The sequence below is a fragment of the Desulfosarcina sp. genome (genome assembly GCF_055467485.1).
The window spans coordinates 1-17,931 of sequence record NZ_JBUOIV010000035.1 but is presented as its reverse complement, the minus strand read 5'-3'; the positions used below and the strand labels follow the sequence as shown (position 1 = coordinate 17,931).

Sequence of the window (17,931 nt, the reverse complement as noted above, 5' to 3'; positions counted from 1 at the left end):
CAAACCATGAAAGCAGAATCCATCAATCGCTGGCTCGAAACCGTGGTCAACCGGCACGGTTCCGCTACCGCTATCACGTTTATGCGCAATGGCCGAACAGAAACCGAAATGAGCTATGCGCAGCTAATGCGCGATGTAAACCAATTGGCCAATGCCCTTACGGGTCTGGGTGTGCAAAAAGGAGATCGGGTTATTCTCTTCATCCCTAAATCCTTGTTCGCCGTGGTGGCCCATTTCGCCGTCCAGGCGGTCGGGGCGATTGCCGTGCCGCTGAATCCCGGATTCAAAAAAAATGAGATGACGTACCTGCTCGGCGATGCCGACGCCAGGTTGATCATCGTCGAACCGGAGAAAAAGGCCTTGGTCCGCGGCATCGATCCCGAGGCACAGTTGCTGGAAATAGTGACCGCACGACCCTATCAGGACATCGACTTTTTCCGCTCGGCACCGCAATCCGCTCCCGCGGCCGACATCGCCCCGGACGATCCGGCCCTGGTCATCTATACCTCCGGAACCACCGGCAACCCCAAAGGTGCGGTCCTTACCCACCGGAACCTGGTGTGCGACGCCGGCAACATCATCGAGATCTGGGAGATCACCGCCGGCGATGTGCTGTGCCACGCACTGCCCCTGTTTCATGTGCACGGGCTGTGCTTTGCGTTGCACACGGCCCTTTTCAGCGGCGCCCATGTGCGCATGCTCGACCAGTTCAGGCCGGAAACCGTGGTCACCGAACTCACCCGCAGGGACGGCGGTTCCCGCTGTACGGTTTTCATGGCCGTACCGGCCATGTATACCAAGCTGATGGATTATATTGGCGACCGGCATCTGGATTTCAGCCACATGCGCCTGTTTACCTCCGGTTCTGCGCCCCTGCTGGTAAAAGAATTCGAGCGCATCGCCACCGTCTTCGGGCGGGAACCCGTCGAACGTGAGGGGATGTCTGAAACCGGCATGAATTTTTCCAACCCGCTGAAGGGAAGACGCGTTCCCGGATCGATCGGCCTGCCCCTGCCGGGCCTTCAGGTACGCATTGTCGATCCGGCAACCCTTACCGATGTCGCCCGGGGCGAAATCGGCGAGATTTGGTTGAAGAGCGCAGCCATCACGCCGGGATACTGGCGCAAACCCCGCGAAACTGCAGATACGTTCGAGAGCGGCTGGTTTCGCACCGGGGACCTGGGTAAAATCGACGAGGAAGGGTATTATTACCTGACCGACCGGATCAAGCACATCATTATCACCGGCGGCGAAAATGTATCAGCCAAAGAGGTGGAGACGGTCATTAACCGCATCGACGGGATCGATGAATCGGTGGTGGTGGGCAAGCCCGATGAGAAATGGGGTGAAAAGGTGGTGGCAGCGGTGAAGCTCAAACCGGACGCCGAGTTGACCGAAGGCGATATCAGGGCCTTTTGCAAGACCAACCTGCACGACTGGAAATGCCCCAAGGAGATTGTTTTCCTGCAGGAGATCCCGCGCAATACCATGGGCAAGATACTCAAGGAAGAAGTCAAAAAAAGATTCTTCGAATAGGCAAGGGGCCATTGTGGCCGCCTCCACGGTGCCCCTGCAGAACCCAACCGCTTGACGCCCCCCTCAAAGGTGCTCCATTGGGGATATCGCCACTGCGCCTGCAGGAAAACCGTGAGGTTGACCCGCGCAACCCACCCGCCATGGCGCGCCCTTTTTAGCGCACCATCAATGGACCATCCATCGAATGCCCCAGATAGCGGCGACCCACAACAGGATGGAACAGGGCAGCATGATGAGCAGGCCCTTGAAAAAACCATTGACCGGGTCGTAGTCGAGGAGACGACCCTTTCGCCGACAATCGTCCCTTCGGGTTGATTCCATCCCCGCTCCGGGGTCGACCAGTCGTATTTTACGATTGAGGCGGGTGTGTTCGACCGGAACACGTTCGCAGTTCTGGTGAGACTCGCGTAGAACCATCATAATAAGGTCCTCCCCCATGGGTCGGCAGCTGTTGATCGGAGTTGTCCCAACAGGTAAGCATGTGGTGTACCAAAAAAAATTACACCACTATTTCTGAAGGTTAGTTAATTTTTAAAGGATGTTGGGGACAAGCTGAGGGAAAAATCGGGTGGGCCCTGACCATTTTTGCGCACGTTCACCCCTGTCGGGTCATCACCGGTGGGCGGAAAACAGGTCAGCCAGGTAAACGCAGGTGTCGAGGCGGCCGCTGCCGTTGAGGTGCCCGGAAACAGTTAACTTTCGCACTTCGGCGGTCGAATGCGGTCCACTGCCATTTTTTTTCGGTCTGTTTTGTCTTTCCATTCCAATCATCTTTTCAGTTGCCCCGGCGAGCCAATGCCAGCCCGGCCCCGGCGATGACCATCAATCCTCCCGCTGCGTGCAAGACGGCTTTAAAGGCTCGCCGACCTTGCAGATACCCGCTCGCCTTTCCTGCGACCAATGCCCAAACCGATGTCACGGCAAACGTGATCACCAAAAATGTCGGAACAATGAGAGCAAACTGCAATCCAAGCGGACGCGCGGCGTCGACGAACTGGGGCAGAAAGGCTGCAATGAAGATCAGGCTTTTGGGGTTGGGGATCGTGATAACCAGCCCTTGAACAAACAGATTCGTCCTTGAGACCGACATTGTGTCAATCTCCAGGGGCATGCTTGCGCTTCGCCACTGCCTGATTCCGAGATAAACCAGGTATGCGGCCCCGGCCCAGCGCAGCCATTCAAATGCGTCTGCGACAACGTTCAGCAGGGAGGTCAGGCCGATGGCGGCGACAATCAGTTGGACGGCGATTCCCATTGTCGCGCCGGCGACAGTGGATAGCGCGTGCGGCCAACCGAAGGAGATGCTGTGAGCGACCGTTAAAAGCACGCTCGGCCCGGGCAAGGCGATCATGATCGTGGTGGCAACCACAAACGCTAAATAGAGGTGTAATTCCATATTGGAGGCCTCCTGCGGATGGGTTATGGGCGCACTGCAGATTGAAGATCGTTCTGATCCTTATGCAGGAAGAATGGAATTTTTGAAAATTAAATTATTGTATAAAATTGACTTGATACGCCTTGGGGGTCACCGTCGTTATTGCTTTGAAATGGCGGTGAAAGTGACTCTGGTCAAAAAAACCGCATTCCAGGGCAACTTGTGACAGGTCGATGCCTTTTTGCAAAAGCGTTCTGGCCAGTTCTATTCTGCAATTCAGTCGATACGCATGCGGCGTTATACCCGTGGCTGCCTTAAACTGCCTGAGCAGCGTGTATGGGTTGGCTTGCAGCGATACGGCTATCTGGCATAAGGATGTATCCATATCTAAATTTGTACTTAACTGCTGTTTCAGCTGTTCGATGTGCAAGGCCGGTTCTTTTTTTTCCGCCGCCGGTTCGCAGGCTTGTAAAAATATTTTTTCTCCAAGTTCCGCCAGCAACTGCTCTTTTTCCAATATATCACTGTCGTCCGTCAGCAATTGCATCGTGCGGACGTATTGTTGATAGATCGAATGGTCTTCCAACAAAACGGCCCTCACCGGACTGAAGGTGTCGAGTTGCCACAGGGACTGCTGCAATTGCAGACACCACGCAACATCGAGGAAGAGCATAGAATAGCTTCGTTTACCCAATTGGCTGGGATTGCAGGCGTGAAGCGTTTCCGGATTGATCAGCGCAAGGCTTCCTGGCGTTAATGTCGCTGTCTTCCCCTCAACTTGATAGATCACTTCTCCTCGATCGATGGCGCCGACACAGAAGGACTTGTGCATATGGGGCTTGTAGTGCCGTCCGCTGTTCGTTGAATAGCGGTATTCTGCAAAAGGCAGTTTCGGATGTTTAAAAAAAAGGTCGCCGCCCATCTATTCCTCCGGGCGATTCTCAATCGACAGAATATAGTGCCACTCGGTCTCGGAAACCGGCATGAGCGAGAGTCGATTCCCCTTGCGCACCAGTGGCATGTTCTCAAGTGCCGAATGGGCCTTCAGTTCGGCCAGGGGGATGACCCGTGTCGTGTGGCGGATGTATTTGACGTCGACCATAAACCAGCGCGGGTTTTCCGGATCGCTTTTCTCGTCGACATACCTGCTGTTGGGGTCGAAGGCCGTGTGATCCGGGTAGCCTTCGCGCACGACTTCCATCAGCCCGACGATCCCCGGCACCGTGCAGTTGGAGTGATAAAAGAAGGCGCGATCGCCCACTTTCATCCGGTCGCGCATCATGTTGCGTGCCTGATAATTGCGCACGCCGTCCCAGTGTTCCGTCTGGTCCGGCATGGTTTTCAGATCATCGATGCTGAATACCGACGGTTCGGATTTCATCAGCCAGTAGTTCACTTGTCGCTCCTTTGGAAGGTCTGAAACTATGATTACCTGCAGGGCGGGCATCAAGAAAATGGCGCGGTATTAATTCGATTGACGAACACGGACCGATACGAACAGGAACGTAAATCGCTGAACTTATAATAAATTATACTTTAACTGATTTTGCTCTGGGTTTCAAGGGCTTAAATGCTGCGGTGGGGTCGGTGCGTGGTCCGCCTGGTGGAGCCCCGCTCGTCCGGGGATGACGGGAACCGGCAAGCCCATTATCTTTAAGAAACGTTCTCAAAATGGAAAATGATTCTGCAAGAGCGGCATGTGGCCCCCATTCCACGTGGACAATCGCGGCTGATAGCCGCACCTGCGCTGCACAAGAGCCCCTTGATGCGCCGGTGCTTGGCGTTGAAGAAAGGCCTCGATCGGTGATAAGGAAAAGCCAGCCGAGCGTTGAATGAATAACAGGCAGAACCATAACCGTCGACCTTCAGGTTGCCGCCGACAGGAAGACAGGATGTCAGTGAATCCCCATCCGGATCCAACCGGCCCACCCGCGCCGGAAAAACAGACCGCCCTGGAACGGTCGGCCCTGTTCGTGGCCACGCTGACCTCCTTCATGGGGCCGTTCATGATTTCGTCGGTCAATGTGGCCCTGCCGGCCATCCAAAAAGATCTGAAGATGACGGCTGTGGAGCTGGGCTGGGTGGCGACCGCCTACCTGCTGGCCATGGCCGTGGGCCTGATCCCGGCCGGCAAGCTGGCCGACATCCACGGCCGCAAGAAGGTGTTCAGCGCCGGCCTGATCGTCTACACCACCGGCGCGACGGCCGCGGCCCTGGTCCACACCACCGCCTGGTTTCTCTTCCTGCGGGTGATCCAGGGCCTGGGCGCAGCCCTGTTCGTGACTACCGGCATGGCCATCCTGACCTCCATCTTCCCGCCTCGAAAGCGAGGCCGGGCCATCGGCGTATACGTTTCGGCCGTCTATGTAGGGCTCTCGGTCGGGCCGTTCGTCGGGGGCTTTTTGACCCAGCAGTTCAGCTGGCGCAGCATCTTCGTGGCCATGCTGCCTCTGGGGGTCGGTTCCATCGCCGTCACCCATGCCTTTCTCAAGGGTGAATGGGCCGATCCCAGCAGCCGTCGGCTGGACGTGGCCGGATGCCTGATCTACGCCGGGGCCATTCTCTCTTTGGTTTACGGTGCCACGGTGATGCCGTCACCGCTGGGATGCACGCTGATTCCGGCCGGCACATTGGGGCTGGTGCTCTTTTTCCGGCAGCAGCGCCGCTCCCCTCACCCGGTCTTCGACGTGTCGCTGTTCGCGGAAAACCGCACCTTTACCTTCTCCAGCCTGGCCGCCCTGCTCAACTATTCGGCCACGTTTGCCGTCACGTTCATGTTGAGCCTCTACCTGCAGTACATCAAGGGCATGACGCCTCAAAGCACAGGCGTGGTGCTCATGGCCCAGCCGGTGGTCATGGCCATTTTCTCACCGCTGGCCGGGCGCCTTTCCGACCGCGTGGAGCCGCGCCTGCCGGCCACGGGCGGAATGGCCATCACCGCCCTGGGGATGGCCGTCTTCACGCAGCTTCACCCCCATTCCACCATCACCGGTATCGTCGGCAACCTGGTGCTGCTGGGTTTCGGGTTCGCGCTGTTCTCTTCGCCCAACATGAGCGCCATCATGGGCGCCGTGGCCAAAAAGGATTACGGCATCGCTTCCGGGGCCGTGGCCACCATGCGGCTGTTGGGGCAGATGCTCAGCATGGCGATCGCCACCGCCGTGCTCGCCCTGCTCGTTGGCCACCGGGCAATCACGCCGGCCAGCTATACCCGCTTTCTCACCGGCACCCGGGTGGTCTTCGCGGTGTCAGTGGGCCTGTGCACGGTCGGGATCTTTTTTTCCATGTTCCGGGGGCGGCTGCGGAAACCATGAGCGCGGCAGAAGGGGGGGTTGTCCGGGAAGGTTCGTTCAGGCGCGCCGGGTGCCGGCAGCGGCTGTTTAAAAGATGGCCGTTGGGTCAAGATCAAGACGGGCGATCCTTTCAACCGGAGGGATACATGTCCTATTTCGAGGATTGAAAGGAGAGCCCAGCACCGACATTGACCGATATGCGGCCTGTTTAAACGGCTCAGGCAGCCATCAATTACATCCCGCTGCAAATACAAAGGGTATGCCATGCGCAAACATAATGGAAAACAATTATATGGAATCAAGAAGGTTCTTGCGACCCTGAAAATGGGCCTGAACAAGGAGCTTGCGCATTTATCCATCCGGCAAAAGCTGGCCATGCACGATGTGTCCAAGGAAAGCAAGCTCACTAAAATTGATGATAAAATATATACGAACACCTTTACGCCATCCTTCCCTTCCTTGGCGTATGACCGTTTTCTCAAGGGTGTCGTTTCCGTAACCTCCGGAAAACCCGTGCCTGTTGTGACCAATTTTGCCATAACGCCCAAATGCCCGTGCAATTGCTGGCATTGTTCATTTTCAGACCGTTCCAAGCAGGACGTCCTGTCTTTCGACCAGCTCCAAAAAACAATTTCGGACGTTCAGGATTTGGGTACGAGCGTCATCGGTCTTACCGGAGGTGAGCCTTTACTGCGCGATGACCTGGAAGATATCATTGCGTCCATCGACAAAAGATCCATGCCTCTCATGTTTACCACCGGATACAAACTTACCCGAAGACGGGTAAAACGCCTTAAAAAAGCGGGGCTGGAAATCCCGGTAATCAGCCTCGACCATTATAAACCTGAAATCCATGACAAAGGCCGCCGCAAGGAGGGTATTTTTGACTATGCCCTGAACGCCATCAAGCTGTTTCAGGATGAAGGTTTTTACGTTGCCGTTTCTTTTGTGCCCGACAAAGCGCTTGTCGATGACAGGCAGGAAATCTTCAAGGTGATAGACTTCTTCAAGGACATCGGCATAAATGACCTGCGGCTGACGTCGCCCATCCTGAGCGGGAAATTGATCAGCAGACCCGAAGAAAAGCTGTCGGAGGAAAATGTGAAAACCATCTTCGACATTCAAAAAAAGTGCACGAAAACAAAAGGCTACCCCGGTGTTTTCGCCTATGATTTTTTTGAAAGCGAACGATACTATGGGTGTGGGGCGGGTTTCAACTACATGTTTATCGATTCCCAGGGCAATGTCTGCCCCTGTGATTTCACCATGCTTTCCTTTGGCAATATTCTTGATCGATCGGTCCGGGAGATCTGGGAAGAGACCAGTCAGCATTTTTGTACCCCGGGGCTGCAATGCTATGCCAACGTCAGTAATGACGCGATTTTTTCGAAAAGAACCAAAGAATGGCCCTTGAAAAAACAGGCCACGCTTGAAATTTTGAACGAATGCCCCTCGTGTCATCGGGAAAGGGTACCTGAATTTTACAAAAGAATGGGGTTAAAATAGGCGCACATGGTGACAACCGCCGAGGTTACCAGAAAAACGAACATCTCCTTGGACAAGATATGGTCGTTGTTGAGCGATTTTACCGGATCGCCAAGCCCGGCCTTCCCGGTTGTTGTTCATGAAAAAGGAGACCCTGCGGACAATGGTGTCGGTACCGTCAGAACCCTCGCCATCGGCAAAATCACGGTCATGGAACGCCTTGAGGTCGTTACGCCGCCCCACACGTTCATGTACAGTGTCCTGTCGGGTTCTCCGGTAAAGCAATACCTTGGCAAGTGGGTGTTTCGCGAGGAGAAGGATTCCACCGTCGTTCAATGGCATGCTGACTTCAAGCCGACATTCCCATTGACCGGATGGATCATCGCCAGGGTAACGAAGCGCGTTATCCATCAGATTATCGATCAAATGGAAGCGGATGACAGGGCGTTTACGGTGAAAAATCACCAGGGCGGGTAAGCGGTGTTCACGTTGTCGGCAATGGCGAAAGCACGACAGGGAATCGGCGGATAAATGCCGATACGGAATATCATTCACAAGTGGAGGAAATCTTGAAGCCGGCATACCGTGGATCTGCAATTTTTATTGTTTTCTTTTTATTGGGCGCATTCACACGATGCTTTGCGGGTGATATTAGATTCGATGTCTGCGAACAGGTTAGCGACAGCCAGCTGATCGGGATTTACCAGAACAAACTTTTCCCGATCGAGCAGGAACAGGGTTGTCAATGGAGCGATCAGCCGGACGGCAGGGTATATTTCCAAATCGCTGTAATAGAAAGCCAGAAGCATCTTCGGGAGTTCTTCCAAAAAGAGATGCCACCAGGTACTGAACTGAACAAAATCTTTGGTCTTGGTGATAGATGCCTACTGACTGTGTCCGAAGGATACCTTGCAGTAATCGTTATTCGTGAAGGCGATTGGGTCCTGATCAGTACCGTCAATTTCCTCAAGATAAAGCCAAGGAGTGAGAAACAGGAACGTCTGTGGGACATCTATCGCAAAATTTTGAGCAGTCTCCCCTGACTTGAGCCGCAGGAACCGGGTCTTTCCGCAAAACAAGAAGCCAATCAAAACGGCTGGATTTATCCAAACAGATATCCATAAAATCGAAAAAAAGCATCGGCGGGCATGCGAATGCGGCGCAGGGGCGGTTTGCAAGTCGGGGGGGCATCCGGGACGTCCATTAATTCATAAAAACATTTTTGCTCTTCATCTTAATGGATGTCCCCACCAATCCTACTATTGACACGCCTTTAATGGGCGACCCTTGATCTCGCCCAAATCACCTAAGTCTTACCAAAAAAATGTGCTAGAAATAAATGACAAACCCGGCCGTTAACGAGTTATATGGACTACCGAACTCTTGATTTCTAGAAATACGAAACCGCAGACCACTTTGTGGCGTCAGGTCTATTACCTGTTCCAGAGCGATGTCATAGGTCAGGTTTGTGCTGCCCAGCATAAAGGCAAGTGCGCGGGCAAAAAACGCCATTCGCCACTGTTCCGTCAGCTCAAAAATGATCCCGCCGCTCGGACCTGCTCCCAGGGCCAGCTTTTCGTCAAAACGGTCACTGATGACCATCATCGCTTCGGCAAACAAGAAGATCGTCGCGTCATGCAAAATATCGTAACTTACCCCAGCGCCAAAATTACCTTGACCGGTGATCGGCCGGTCATCGTCATCGAAGAGCATCCGTTTCAGCCCTGCATTTCCTTTCCAGGAAAATGGTTCTATAAAACGGTTTCGAGTCGGAATTGACACGATGTCGACAAAATCTAAATATTCCAGTTCCAGTTTGTTGTCGCTAACATAGTATCGTCCTGCTGCATCTAAAAATTCGAGCTGTGCACCATCGATATAGCCTCCGGGCGGATCAATCAAATCGTGCAGCACAGGTCTCAGGCTCAGTTGGATAAAATGCTGGTCATTTTCATAGCCGTAGCTGAGTTCAGCGCGGCTGCTTTGATGCCCCTGATCCGGCCTTATGGACGGCTTTTCAATACGTGGTGTTTGCGGCGGTATATCCAGTTTGCTTCTCGCCTTTAGAATGTGCATCAACCGGGGATCATTTTCTGCTGTTTCCTCTTTTTCCCCAGCGTACCGATAGCCCACATATTCCATCGCCAATTCGAGGACTTTTGATTGACCCAGGGGTGAAAGCCCTTTTTCGGAAACAGAATCGACCGGGCATTGGTCGTCTCCAATGCATTTGGCGATGTTCTGCAATTCGGGCGATAGGTTCCTTATCCGTTCCTGAAGCACCGTTCTTCTGGAGGGACGAAAGGTTGTAGATGATATCAGATCTTCAACATCGGCGACAACCCGGACGGTATCTGCCGGAACCGCCCAGAGGCCAAATTGATCCAGCAGGTGCAAAGACGGACGGGCAGCCTCCAAAAGAGAGAGTAACTGATAAGAACAGTTTTCATCGATGAAATAATAATCAAATTGTGCAGATTTGAGTTCCCACGCATGCATCATCATGCGCATCACTTCTTCGTAGGACAGGGTTAGGCGGTATTCCCAGATGTCGCGATTTTCCAAATCTCCATACCTTTTTACCTGAGCATAATAAGGTTCAACGGAAAATCTACCTTGAAAGCCTCCGAACAGCCCTTTCATCGCAAATGACAATCCGCGTTCTTGCTGGGTGTTGGCGGCATAATTGACGGTATAATCTAGCAAACGTGTTTGCTCGTTACTTGTTTTCGAATCGATGCGAAGGAGCGTATGCCCGAACATGGAAGCGGGATTATTGAGATAGGCCACTGGAAAAACAAGCGTCACCGCGTCCGGGTTCATCTCGGCCAACCAGTCGTTAAACTGGGGGCAGGCGTATTCCGGAAGGCGGGCGCTATCAAAGCCAAGTTCCTGCTTCAACCAGTGGTATCGCGCAATGAAGGCACACTGGGAATGCTCAGTTCCCTCTTCATCTAAAGAGGGTGCAAAGAAACTTGAAAGCGTGGCTTCGAGTTCGGCCCGGGGATCGAATTTGCCTGAAGGACTTAAAAAAAAAGATGGATCATCAACCTGGCTTTTTACGCCAGCGCCAAAAAGGCGTGGCTGGTAGTGCATCAACACCTGCCAATGCCGCTGCTCCCACAGTCGCTTTTCTTGGGCGGACTGTTGCAGCTCAAGCAGGTAGGCATCGCCGTCGTTGGCGGCAGCTCCCGACACGGAACGGTGCGAACAGGGCATCAACAAGTTGAGAAAAAGACAAGTAGCGATCACCATCGCCTTGCGTGAGCAGGCGAGTCTCACTGGCCACGTTCGCACAGGATCCTTTCGGTATCGCCCGCAGGCTATCTTAACAAGGCTGGATGGGTGTCAAGTTCATCGTCGAGCCGTGCCAGCAGTTCCTCGGCGGTTGTCTTATCGGAACTGAACAGAATGCTGAAATTCGATTTTGTTAGTGCGAAAAATTGCTGCTGATTGTGAGCCGGAATCTCCATTAGCGTTGCCAGCGAGGTAAGATGTTCGCCTCCTCCCACGGCCATATCGGTTTTAATGCGTTCGAGGTTCATTTTCGAAAAAGCCAATGCTTGTTCTCTTTTAGCAGAATCGGATGAACCTGAGCCCGGGCTGGTGCTAGAGGTAAATTTGCTCGATGCATCGGTCGTATTTTGAAAAGTTTGGGACGACGATTCTGTGGAGCTATTTGTAACCGCACAGGCATAAATGATACATAGAACACCCAACACGGCTACCGCACGGAAAAAAGAATAAATTGAAGTTCCCATAATACCCTCCTTGTTTTTGCTGTGGCAAATAAACATTCCAATGCTGGTCATTTCGGCGAAAGCAGGAATCCGGAGAATGACTGGATACCGGATCTGATCCGGTGTGTCAGGGTTGGCACCTTTACCGGAGTAATGAAAGGTGGATCAATGCATAGCAGGCTGTTTTTCAGCTGTTCTTCCCTGTTTCACCCGCTCTAAGGACTCGGTTAGAAACTTCCGGAAAAGCCAGATTTCAGCGTTCGTGCGAAAGGGCAGTATGTTTGGAATGCCGCTTGATTGTGGAGATCAGTTTCAATCGTATTTGAACTACATATGCATTTGAATATATTATAATTTGAAAATTTATGTCAAGGTCAATTTAAGGGCCAAGTTGGACAGCCTTAATTATCTATTCTGGAGCACCCGAGATGTCCATTCGGTCATAAACAAGTCTTCCTTTTCATCATAATATTTTCCTGTATTTATATATTAATGGACGTCTCCGTCAACTTCCATATACCGCCTCCTCAGAACCCGGAACACGATCGGGCGGGTTTGATTGTCAGTTTGGATTCGTCCCGAACTGTCCATTTTTCCCAAAGAATGACCAAATGTTTTAACAATACGCCCAAATGAGTATATGAAAGCTTTCACAGTGTTAGAACCTTCAACCTTGAGGACGGTAGACGGGACGGATACCGGTATCATCGGTCAAAGATAAAATTATTCATGCCGGATCACACGACATCAAAACGATCTTTCCGTATAGGGGGTATGACCAAACGGGGAGGGAGACCTCTTCCGGAAACGTTCGGATGCCGCCTCGTCAGGACCGGGAACAGGATCGAAATCGGGCGGATTTGGTTTTCAGTTTGGATTCGGCCTGGAATGTCCATTTTTACCATAAAATGTATAAATATACTTGACAGAACACCCAAATGGTCATAATGGGTCCTTTACAATGTCAGAACCTTCAACATTAAGGAGGGCATCATGAAACCCAGGGTCTGGATGGTTCTTTTGTTGGTGGGGTGCGTTTCGTTGGCGGCACAACCGGCGGCGTGGGGTGGGGATGGGGCCACGCGGGAAGAGTGCGTGGCCAAGTGCAAGGCGGCCGCCGAGATGATCAAAAAGGACGGCATGGAGGCCACGGTGGCAAAAATTAATGATCGCAGCGGCCCCTTCGTGTGGAAGGATTCCTACGTTTTCTGCTTAGGAAACGAAAATGCCGAGCTGTGGGGGCATCCCTATTTCCCGCCGCGGGCCCTGCAACGCCCCATGAAAGAATGGCGCGACCAGACCGGCGAACAACCCTTTAAAAAAATACTGGACGCAGCGAATTTGAAAAACGAGGGGTGGGTCACCTACATGGCGAGAAAACCGGGTACCCAGGAGTCTTTTCAAAAAACCAGCTATTTCCTGAAGGTGCCTGAAGCCAATGTCATTGTGGGTGCAGGGATTTTCGAGTAACGATATGAACCGCGGATGGTGTGTAGGCACGGGAAGGGCCATCAGATGAAATCCATGCGAACCCGATCCGGGTGGAGGCGACTGCTGGTGTTGGCAGTCGTCTTCTGGACTGTTCATACCGCCGCCGCTTCGGCATGGGGCGGCGCCGGCATGGCCCGGCCGCTGTCCATTGAAGTGGTCTACGACAATTACACGGTGGCCGAGGGGTGTGAGGCGGAATGGGGCTACGCCTGCCTGGTGAGGGCCGGCGGCAAGGTGGTTCTCTTCGATACGGGGGGCATGCCCGGCATTCTCTTCAGAAACATGGCCGCAATGGACATCGACCCGATGTCCATCGATGCCATTGTCATCTCACACACCCATGGGGACCACATCGGCGGGCTGTTCGACCTGGTTGAGAAGAAAAAAGGCATACCGCTCTATCTCCCGGCCTCTGCCAACGATCACCTCGTCCGTTCCCTGGAATCCAGGAGTTCCCCCGTAATCCGGGTGGGCGAACCGCTGGCCATTGTTCCCGGCGTTTACAGCACCGGCGAGTTGCGCAGTGCGGGTGGCGTCGGCGAACAGGCCCTGTATCTTCGGACCGCGAAGGGGGGTGTTCTCGTCACCGGTTGCGCCCATCCGGGGGTGGCGGTGATCACCGACCGGGCCAGGCGGCATTTCAAGGAACCGATCCACTTTGTCTTCGGTGGATTTCACCTGCTGGAGGCCCCGGACGAAGCGATCGACGCGGTCATCGGAGAACTCCGGGAGATGGACGTCACCCGCCTGGGACCCAGCCACTGCACCGGCGACCGGGCCATCGAACGGATGCACGCCGCATACGGGGGTAACTTCGTCGCCATGGGCGTGGGAAACCGCATTTCACTGGAGGATTGAAACGTGAACGACAGCAGCCACGGATGCTCCCGCCGGGGTTTTTTGAAAACCGTTGCCGCCACCGGCCTTGCCGGCGTGGCGGCTTCCTCTGATGCGCTGGCTGGCTTGACCCTGGCGGATCGCAACGACAATGCCGGCAGGGACCCGGTGCCGACCCGGCCGTTTGGTAGAACCGGTGCGCAGGTCTCCATTTTGTCTTTGGGGGGGATGGTGGACTTCCGGCAAAGCCGGATGCTGCTCTCCCAGGCCATGCGGGCGGGCGTCACCTATTGGGACACGGCGGAAAGCTACTACCAGGGCGGCAGCGAAGAAGGCATGGGTGCGCATTTCCAGCGGCACCCCGACGACCGTAAAAAGGTTTTCCTCGTCACCAAGACCTATGCGCACGAACCGGAAAAACTGTCTGCTGCGCTCGCCAAATCACTGGACCGCCTGAAAACGACACATGTGGATCTCTATTGCATGCACGGCGTGGATGACGTCTCACGGATGATGACCGACGACATCCGGCGCTGGGCGGACAACGCCAAAAAAGACGGGACAATCCGGTTTTTCGGGTTCAGCACCCACGCCAACATGGCCGCCTGCCTGGCCGACGCCAGCCGGCTGGGCTGGATCGACGGCATCATGTTCACCTACAACTACCGGCTGATGAACAACACCGAACTGGCGGAGGCCGTGACAGCCTGCACCCGGGCGGGTATCGGGTTGACGGCCATGAAAACCCAGGGCCACGCCATGTGGCACGATCCGGCACTGGAAAGCGATGCCGCCGATGCTCTCGTTGAGCGCCTGGCATCGCGCGGGCTTACCGTGGAGCAGGCCCGGCTGATGGCGGTGTGGGAACAAAAGGCCATCGCCAGCACCTGCTCGCATATGCCCAACATGACCATCTTCCAGGCCAACGTGGCCGCTGCGGTCCGACGGGAAACGCTGTCGGTGGCGGAACGCGATCTGCTTTGCCGCCATGCCGCCGCCACGGCGCGCAGCTATTGCGCCGGATGCCGCGGCATCTGCGAAACCGCAACCGGCGGCAGCTTACCCATCGGCGATATCCTCCGCTCCCTCATGTACGCCCGTGGCTACGGCGAAACCGAACGGGGGAAAGCGCTGTACCGTTCCCTGCCGACATTCCGGGCCGCCAAAAAACTGGACAGGGATTCTCTCAGAACCGTCGAAAAACTCTGCCCGCACCGGCTTCCCATCGGTCGCATGCTGCGAGAAGCCGAGCACCTGTTGGGGTGACGCCCGGCGCCTTGACATGTCCACAGCCGAACGCCCGGGAATTTTTTATCCGGGGGGGAAATATAAATAGGGAATTATCGTTGTTTTCAACGGGCGCGGTTTTTTGCGATCCGCTGAAAGCGCTTTGTCAGGAAAGTTGCTTCATCTCCCTTTCGTAACACTGCGGACAGATACCGTGAGAAGCCTCGGCGCCGGAAATATCTCTGACATATTTTTCAACCGGGACCCACTCGCCTGTTTCTTCGCGAACCTTCTTGCAATAACTACAGATTGGATAAATCTTACTCAAATCATCAATCAAACGATCCCGGATTTCTATCTCCTCTTTGGATAGAACAATGCGAAGAGACAGTTCGATCATCCTCTTGATCTGCTGAACCAGTCTGATGTGCATTTCATTATGAGCGTTCTGCTTGTTGTCCAGGAAACAGACTGTCCCGAACTGTCTTCCATCGGGGCGTTCAATGGGAAAGCCCAAGTAGGATATAATGTTCAATTCGACTGCAGCCGAGTTGTTTTCCCATTTAGGATCTTTGAGCGCATTTGGAATTAGATTAAGCCCCCTGCTCTTTAAAGTATACTCACAGTACCATCCGGAATCGGGGTACTGAGATGTGCACGCTGCCGGATAGGGGTTGCCCTCAGTCTCACTTGAAAGGAGGATCTCAATTTTCCGACCGTCAACGCGTGTGATCAACCCCGCAGGGACACCAAGTATCTCAGCCGTCTCATTGAGCAGATTCTGCCATTCATTCAAGACGTCTTCAGTAAGCTTTTCCCGAGTGAACGGGTTTGCATCCACGCCATCCATTGTCACTTCCCCCAGTTTTCTTATAAACCAGCAAATGCGGTGCAATTCGGGGTCGCCCCCAAATCCCAGAATTCCCCTTCGAGATTGCGGGTTAGGTCTGCCCCCTTTTTTCCATTTGAATCTTCGAATGAGCCAAGAGCAGACTTGACCCCTTTACTATAAAGCGGTGTACCTGGGAATGGAGCTTGAGGCAAATGCCTCTATCACGTCTTGCTTTTTCTTCAACGTGGATACAATATCGTCTTTCCGTCGATTTGCCGTTTCCCTATGATCACCTGACAAATTAACATTTTGATAAAATTTGTCGAAAGACACCGCTACTGTGTATGGCACGACTTAGCTGTCCTTAGTTTTGAGCATATAACGCTCCGGTTCAGTGGCGGCGGGACGCTGTCCACTGTAACCGATTCTTAGCTGACCGTCTCAAGGTGTAGGTATATAGGGATCTGGCGTACCCATCGGAATGAGTGGATACTGTTTCACGCTCTGTTCAAACGCATCGACAATCTTCAGTACTGGGCTAACCACCCACGTGTCTACCGTTGGTTTTTCCTCACGCGGATCGGTGTAAAGGTTGTAAATCGTCGGCACGGGATTCTTGACCGGTGGATCGAACATGGTTTCCTGCCGCATAAAGTGGAGCTTCCAGTTGCGCCACTTCACTGCCTGCAATCGTTCAGCACACCAGATGGGAAAACCCTCGCGAGCAGACTTCTCCGTTTTGCCGAGGAAGAAGTCTGACTGATCAATGCTGTCGAACGGTCGGTCGGTTGGTACGTCCGCACCAGCGAATGTGGCGAGCGTGGCGAAAATGTCCACACCATGAACGATCTCGTTGCTCACGCGCCGGGCAGCGATCTTGCCGGGCCAGCGGATTAGGAATGGCACGCGAACACCACCCTCCAAAGCAGTGAAATATTGCCCGCGCCAAGGACCAGCCCAGCCATCCCAAGGCTGGATGTACTCAGGGCCGTTGTCGCTGGTGAATATAACGATCGTATTATCCCGTAGGCCTGTCTTTTCTACTGCGGCAAGAAGCTTACCGACGTTGGCATCCATTTCGGTGAGCATATCCGCCCAGTCGCCGTTGCCGGTTCGGCCTTTGAATGCCGGGTTCGGCTCGCTCGGTAGGTGCGGCTGCGTGAGGGCTACGTAAGCGAAGAAGGGTTTGCTTGCTTTGGATTGCTTTTCGATGAACGCGGCCGCTCGGCGGGTAATTTCAGCATCAATGAGCCGACGCTGCTCCACGTCATAGATCCTCAACGGAACGCTCTTTTTGCCTTTCTGGCCTTCCATGATCTGCTCGGCTGGCATGATGTCCGCTGACCATCCCGGAGATGACGGCCAAAATGCTTCGTCCGTCGTTCGGGGAATGCCAAACCATTCGTCAAATCCCTGATCATTTGGCAAACGTCCGTCGTGGCTTCCCAGATGCCACTTTCCATAGTAACCGGTAGCGTAGCCTGCGTTTGAAAGGGCCTCACCGATGGTTACTTCCCATTGCGTTAGACCATCGGCGACACCACCAAACGGGACTGAGTGGGTTCCTGACCGAATAGCCCAGCGACCGGTCATCAGGCTTGAACGGCTTGGCGTACACTGCGTCTCCATATTAAAGTTGAGGAAACGCATGCCCTCCTCTGCCAACGAATCGATACTTGGCGTTGGAGCTCCCCGTGTCACTCCGCCGCCGTAAACTCCGACCTCACCGTAACCGAGGTTGTCTGTGAGGATGAACACTATATTCGGCTTGCTCGACTGAGCATAAGCGACATTAATTGCCATCGCGACAATTACCAATGCAACGCTAACCACCTTGCTACTCTTCATATTCTGCCCCTTCATCGTTATAGCCTGGTCATCGATCCTCGCTGTCTCCAGCTAATGCTCCGGCTGCAGCGGCGGCGTGAAGCGCCGTCCGCTGCAGCCGGTTGTTAGCTGAACTTACTTAACTATTTCGACCTCACTTGGGCGCCACGTCTTATCAAACCAAGGCTCCAGCGGACCATACAGACGAAGAATGACGTTCCAGCCTTTCCCAGGAACAGTCTGCAGCCAGTTGTTTTCTTTGCCAGGTGGTGGCTTGGGACCAAAATA

General features: G+C 53.9%; 17 protein-coding genes. 8 read left to right on the top strand and 9 right to left on the bottom strand.

Features of this window, described 5'->3' with window-relative positions; all coding sequences use genetic code 11:
- Positions 1-6: 6 nt before the first annotated feature.
- Positions 7-1,536 carry a class I adenylate-forming enzyme family protein gene (locus tag ACZCED_RS16130; protein ID WP_462967751.1) on the top strand — a complete coding sequence of 510 codons (1,530 nt, stop codon included), beginning with the start codon at positions 7-9 and terminating at the stop codon, positions 1,534-1,536.
- 165 nt (positions 1,537-1,701) lie between these two features.
- Here the strand turns inward: ACZCED_RS16130 and ACZCED_RS16125 are convergent, their stop codons facing one another.
- The 4 genes from ACZCED_RS16125 to ACZCED_RS16110 all read right to left on the bottom strand — a co-directional run bounded on the left by ACZCED_RS16125 (position 1,702) and on the right by ACZCED_RS16110 (position 4,307).
- A complete protein-coding gene (locus ACZCED_RS16125; protein ID WP_462967752.1) occupies positions 1,702-1,956 on the bottom strand; it encodes a hypothetical protein in 255 nt (84 codons plus the stop codon).
- A 355-nt stretch (positions 1,957-2,311) separates the two neighbouring features.
- Positions 2,312-2,932 (bottom strand): LysE family translocator, encoded by a 621-nt coding sequence (locus ACZCED_RS16120; protein WP_462967753.1) that lies wholly within the window; start codon positions 2,930-2,932, stop codon positions 2,312-2,314.
- A gap of 94 nt (positions 2,933-3,026) precedes the next feature.
- A complete protein-coding gene (locus ACZCED_RS16115; RefSeq protein ID WP_462967754.1) occupies positions 3,027-3,833 on the bottom strand; it encodes a helix-turn-helix domain-containing protein in 807 nt (268 codons plus the stop codon).
- Positions 3,834-4,307, bottom strand: a complete 474-nt coding sequence (locus ACZCED_RS16110; RefSeq protein WP_462967755.1) for an EVE domain-containing protein — start codon at positions 4,305-4,307, stop codon at positions 3,834-3,836. It abuts the gene before it with no gap.
- Between the two features lie 496 nt (positions 4,308-4,803).
- On the opposite strand from ACZCED_RS16110, the gene ACZCED_RS16105 reads away from it, so the two are divergent.
- The 4 genes from ACZCED_RS16105 to ACZCED_RS16090 all read left to right on the top strand — a co-directional run bounded on the left by ACZCED_RS16105 (position 4,804) and on the right by ACZCED_RS16090 (position 8,732).
- On the top strand, positions 4,804-6,225 hold the full coding sequence (locus tag ACZCED_RS16105) for an MFS transporter (protein WP_462967756.1): 1,422 nt from the start codon (positions 4,804-4,806) through the stop codon (positions 6,223-6,225).
- A gap of 243 nt (positions 6,226-6,468) precedes the next feature.
- Positions 6,469-7,710 carry a radical SAM/SPASM domain-containing protein gene (locus ACZCED_RS16100; protein WP_464861191.1) on the top strand — a complete coding sequence of 414 codons (1,242 nt, stop codon included), beginning with the start codon at positions 6,469-6,471 and terminating at the stop codon, positions 7,708-7,710.
- Between the two features lie 6 nt (positions 7,711-7,716).
- The gene (locus ACZCED_RS16095) at positions 7,717-8,166 is read left to right on the top strand and encodes an SRPBCC family protein (protein ID WP_464861190.1); all 450 of its coding nucleotides are present in this window, start codon (positions 7,717-7,719) and stop codon (positions 8,164-8,166) included.
- 92 nt (positions 8,167-8,258) lie between these two features.
- Positions 8,259-8,732, top strand: coding sequence for a hypothetical protein (locus ACZCED_RS16090; protein ID WP_464861189.1), 474 nt, complete (start codon positions 8,259-8,261; stop codon positions 8,730-8,732).
- Positions 8,733-9,018: 286 nt separating this feature from the next.
- Here ACZCED_RS16090 and ACZCED_RS16085 read toward each other — a convergent pair whose 3' ends face one another.
- On the bottom strand, positions 9,019-10,944 hold the full coding sequence (locus tag ACZCED_RS16085; protein WP_464861188.1) for an Lnb N-terminal periplasmic domain-containing protein: 1,926 nt from the start codon (positions 10,942-10,944) through the stop codon (positions 9,019-9,021).
- A gap of 68 nt (positions 10,945-11,012) precedes the next feature.
- Complete coding sequence (locus tag ACZCED_RS16080) at positions 11,013-11,450, bottom strand: DUF3015 family protein (RefSeq protein ID WP_462967759.1); 438 nt, start codon at positions 11,448-11,450, stop codon at positions 11,013-11,015.
- Positions 11,451-12,422: 972 nt separating this feature from the next.
- Between ACZCED_RS16080 and ACZCED_RS16075 the strand changes: the two genes are divergently transcribed.
- Genes ACZCED_RS16075 through ACZCED_RS16065 form a run of 3 tightly spaced genes read left to right on the top strand, consistent with a single transcriptional unit; the run spans position 12,423 to position 15,023 of the window.
- Positions 12,423-12,899 (top strand): cache domain-containing protein, encoded by a 477-nt coding sequence (locus ACZCED_RS16075; RefSeq protein WP_462967760.1) that lies wholly within the window; start codon positions 12,423-12,425, stop codon positions 12,897-12,899.
- A gap of 45 nt (positions 12,900-12,944) precedes the next feature.
- The gene (locus ACZCED_RS16070) at positions 12,945-13,778 is read left to right on the top strand and encodes an MBL fold metallo-hydrolase (RefSeq protein WP_462967761.1); all 834 of its coding nucleotides are present in this window, start codon (positions 12,945-12,947) and stop codon (positions 13,776-13,778) included.
- Between the two features lie 3 nt (positions 13,779-13,781).
- Positions 13,782-15,023 (top strand): aldo/keto reductase, encoded by a 1,242-nt coding sequence (locus tag ACZCED_RS16065; RefSeq protein WP_462967762.1) that lies wholly within the window; start codon positions 13,782-13,784, stop codon positions 15,021-15,023.
- Positions 15,024-15,150: 127 nt separating this feature from the next.
- Here ACZCED_RS16065 and ACZCED_RS16060 read toward each other — a convergent pair whose 3' ends face one another.
- The 3 genes from ACZCED_RS16060 to ACZCED_RS16050 all read right to left on the bottom strand — a co-directional run.
- Complete coding sequence (locus tag ACZCED_RS16060) at positions 15,151-15,834, bottom strand: GAF domain-containing protein (protein ID WP_462967763.1); 684 nt, start codon at positions 15,832-15,834, stop codon at positions 15,151-15,153.
- Positions 15,835-16,257: 423 nt separating this feature from the next.
- Complete coding sequence (locus tag ACZCED_RS16055) at positions 16,258-17,664, bottom strand: arylsulfatase (protein WP_464861187.1); 1,407 nt, start codon at positions 17,662-17,664, stop codon at positions 16,258-16,260.
- Positions 17,665-17,778: 114 nt separating this feature from the next.
- A partial coding sequence (locus ACZCED_RS16050) for a DUF1214 domain-containing protein (RefSeq protein ID WP_464861202.1) occupies positions 17,779-17,931 on the bottom strand: 153 nt, incomplete at its 5' end.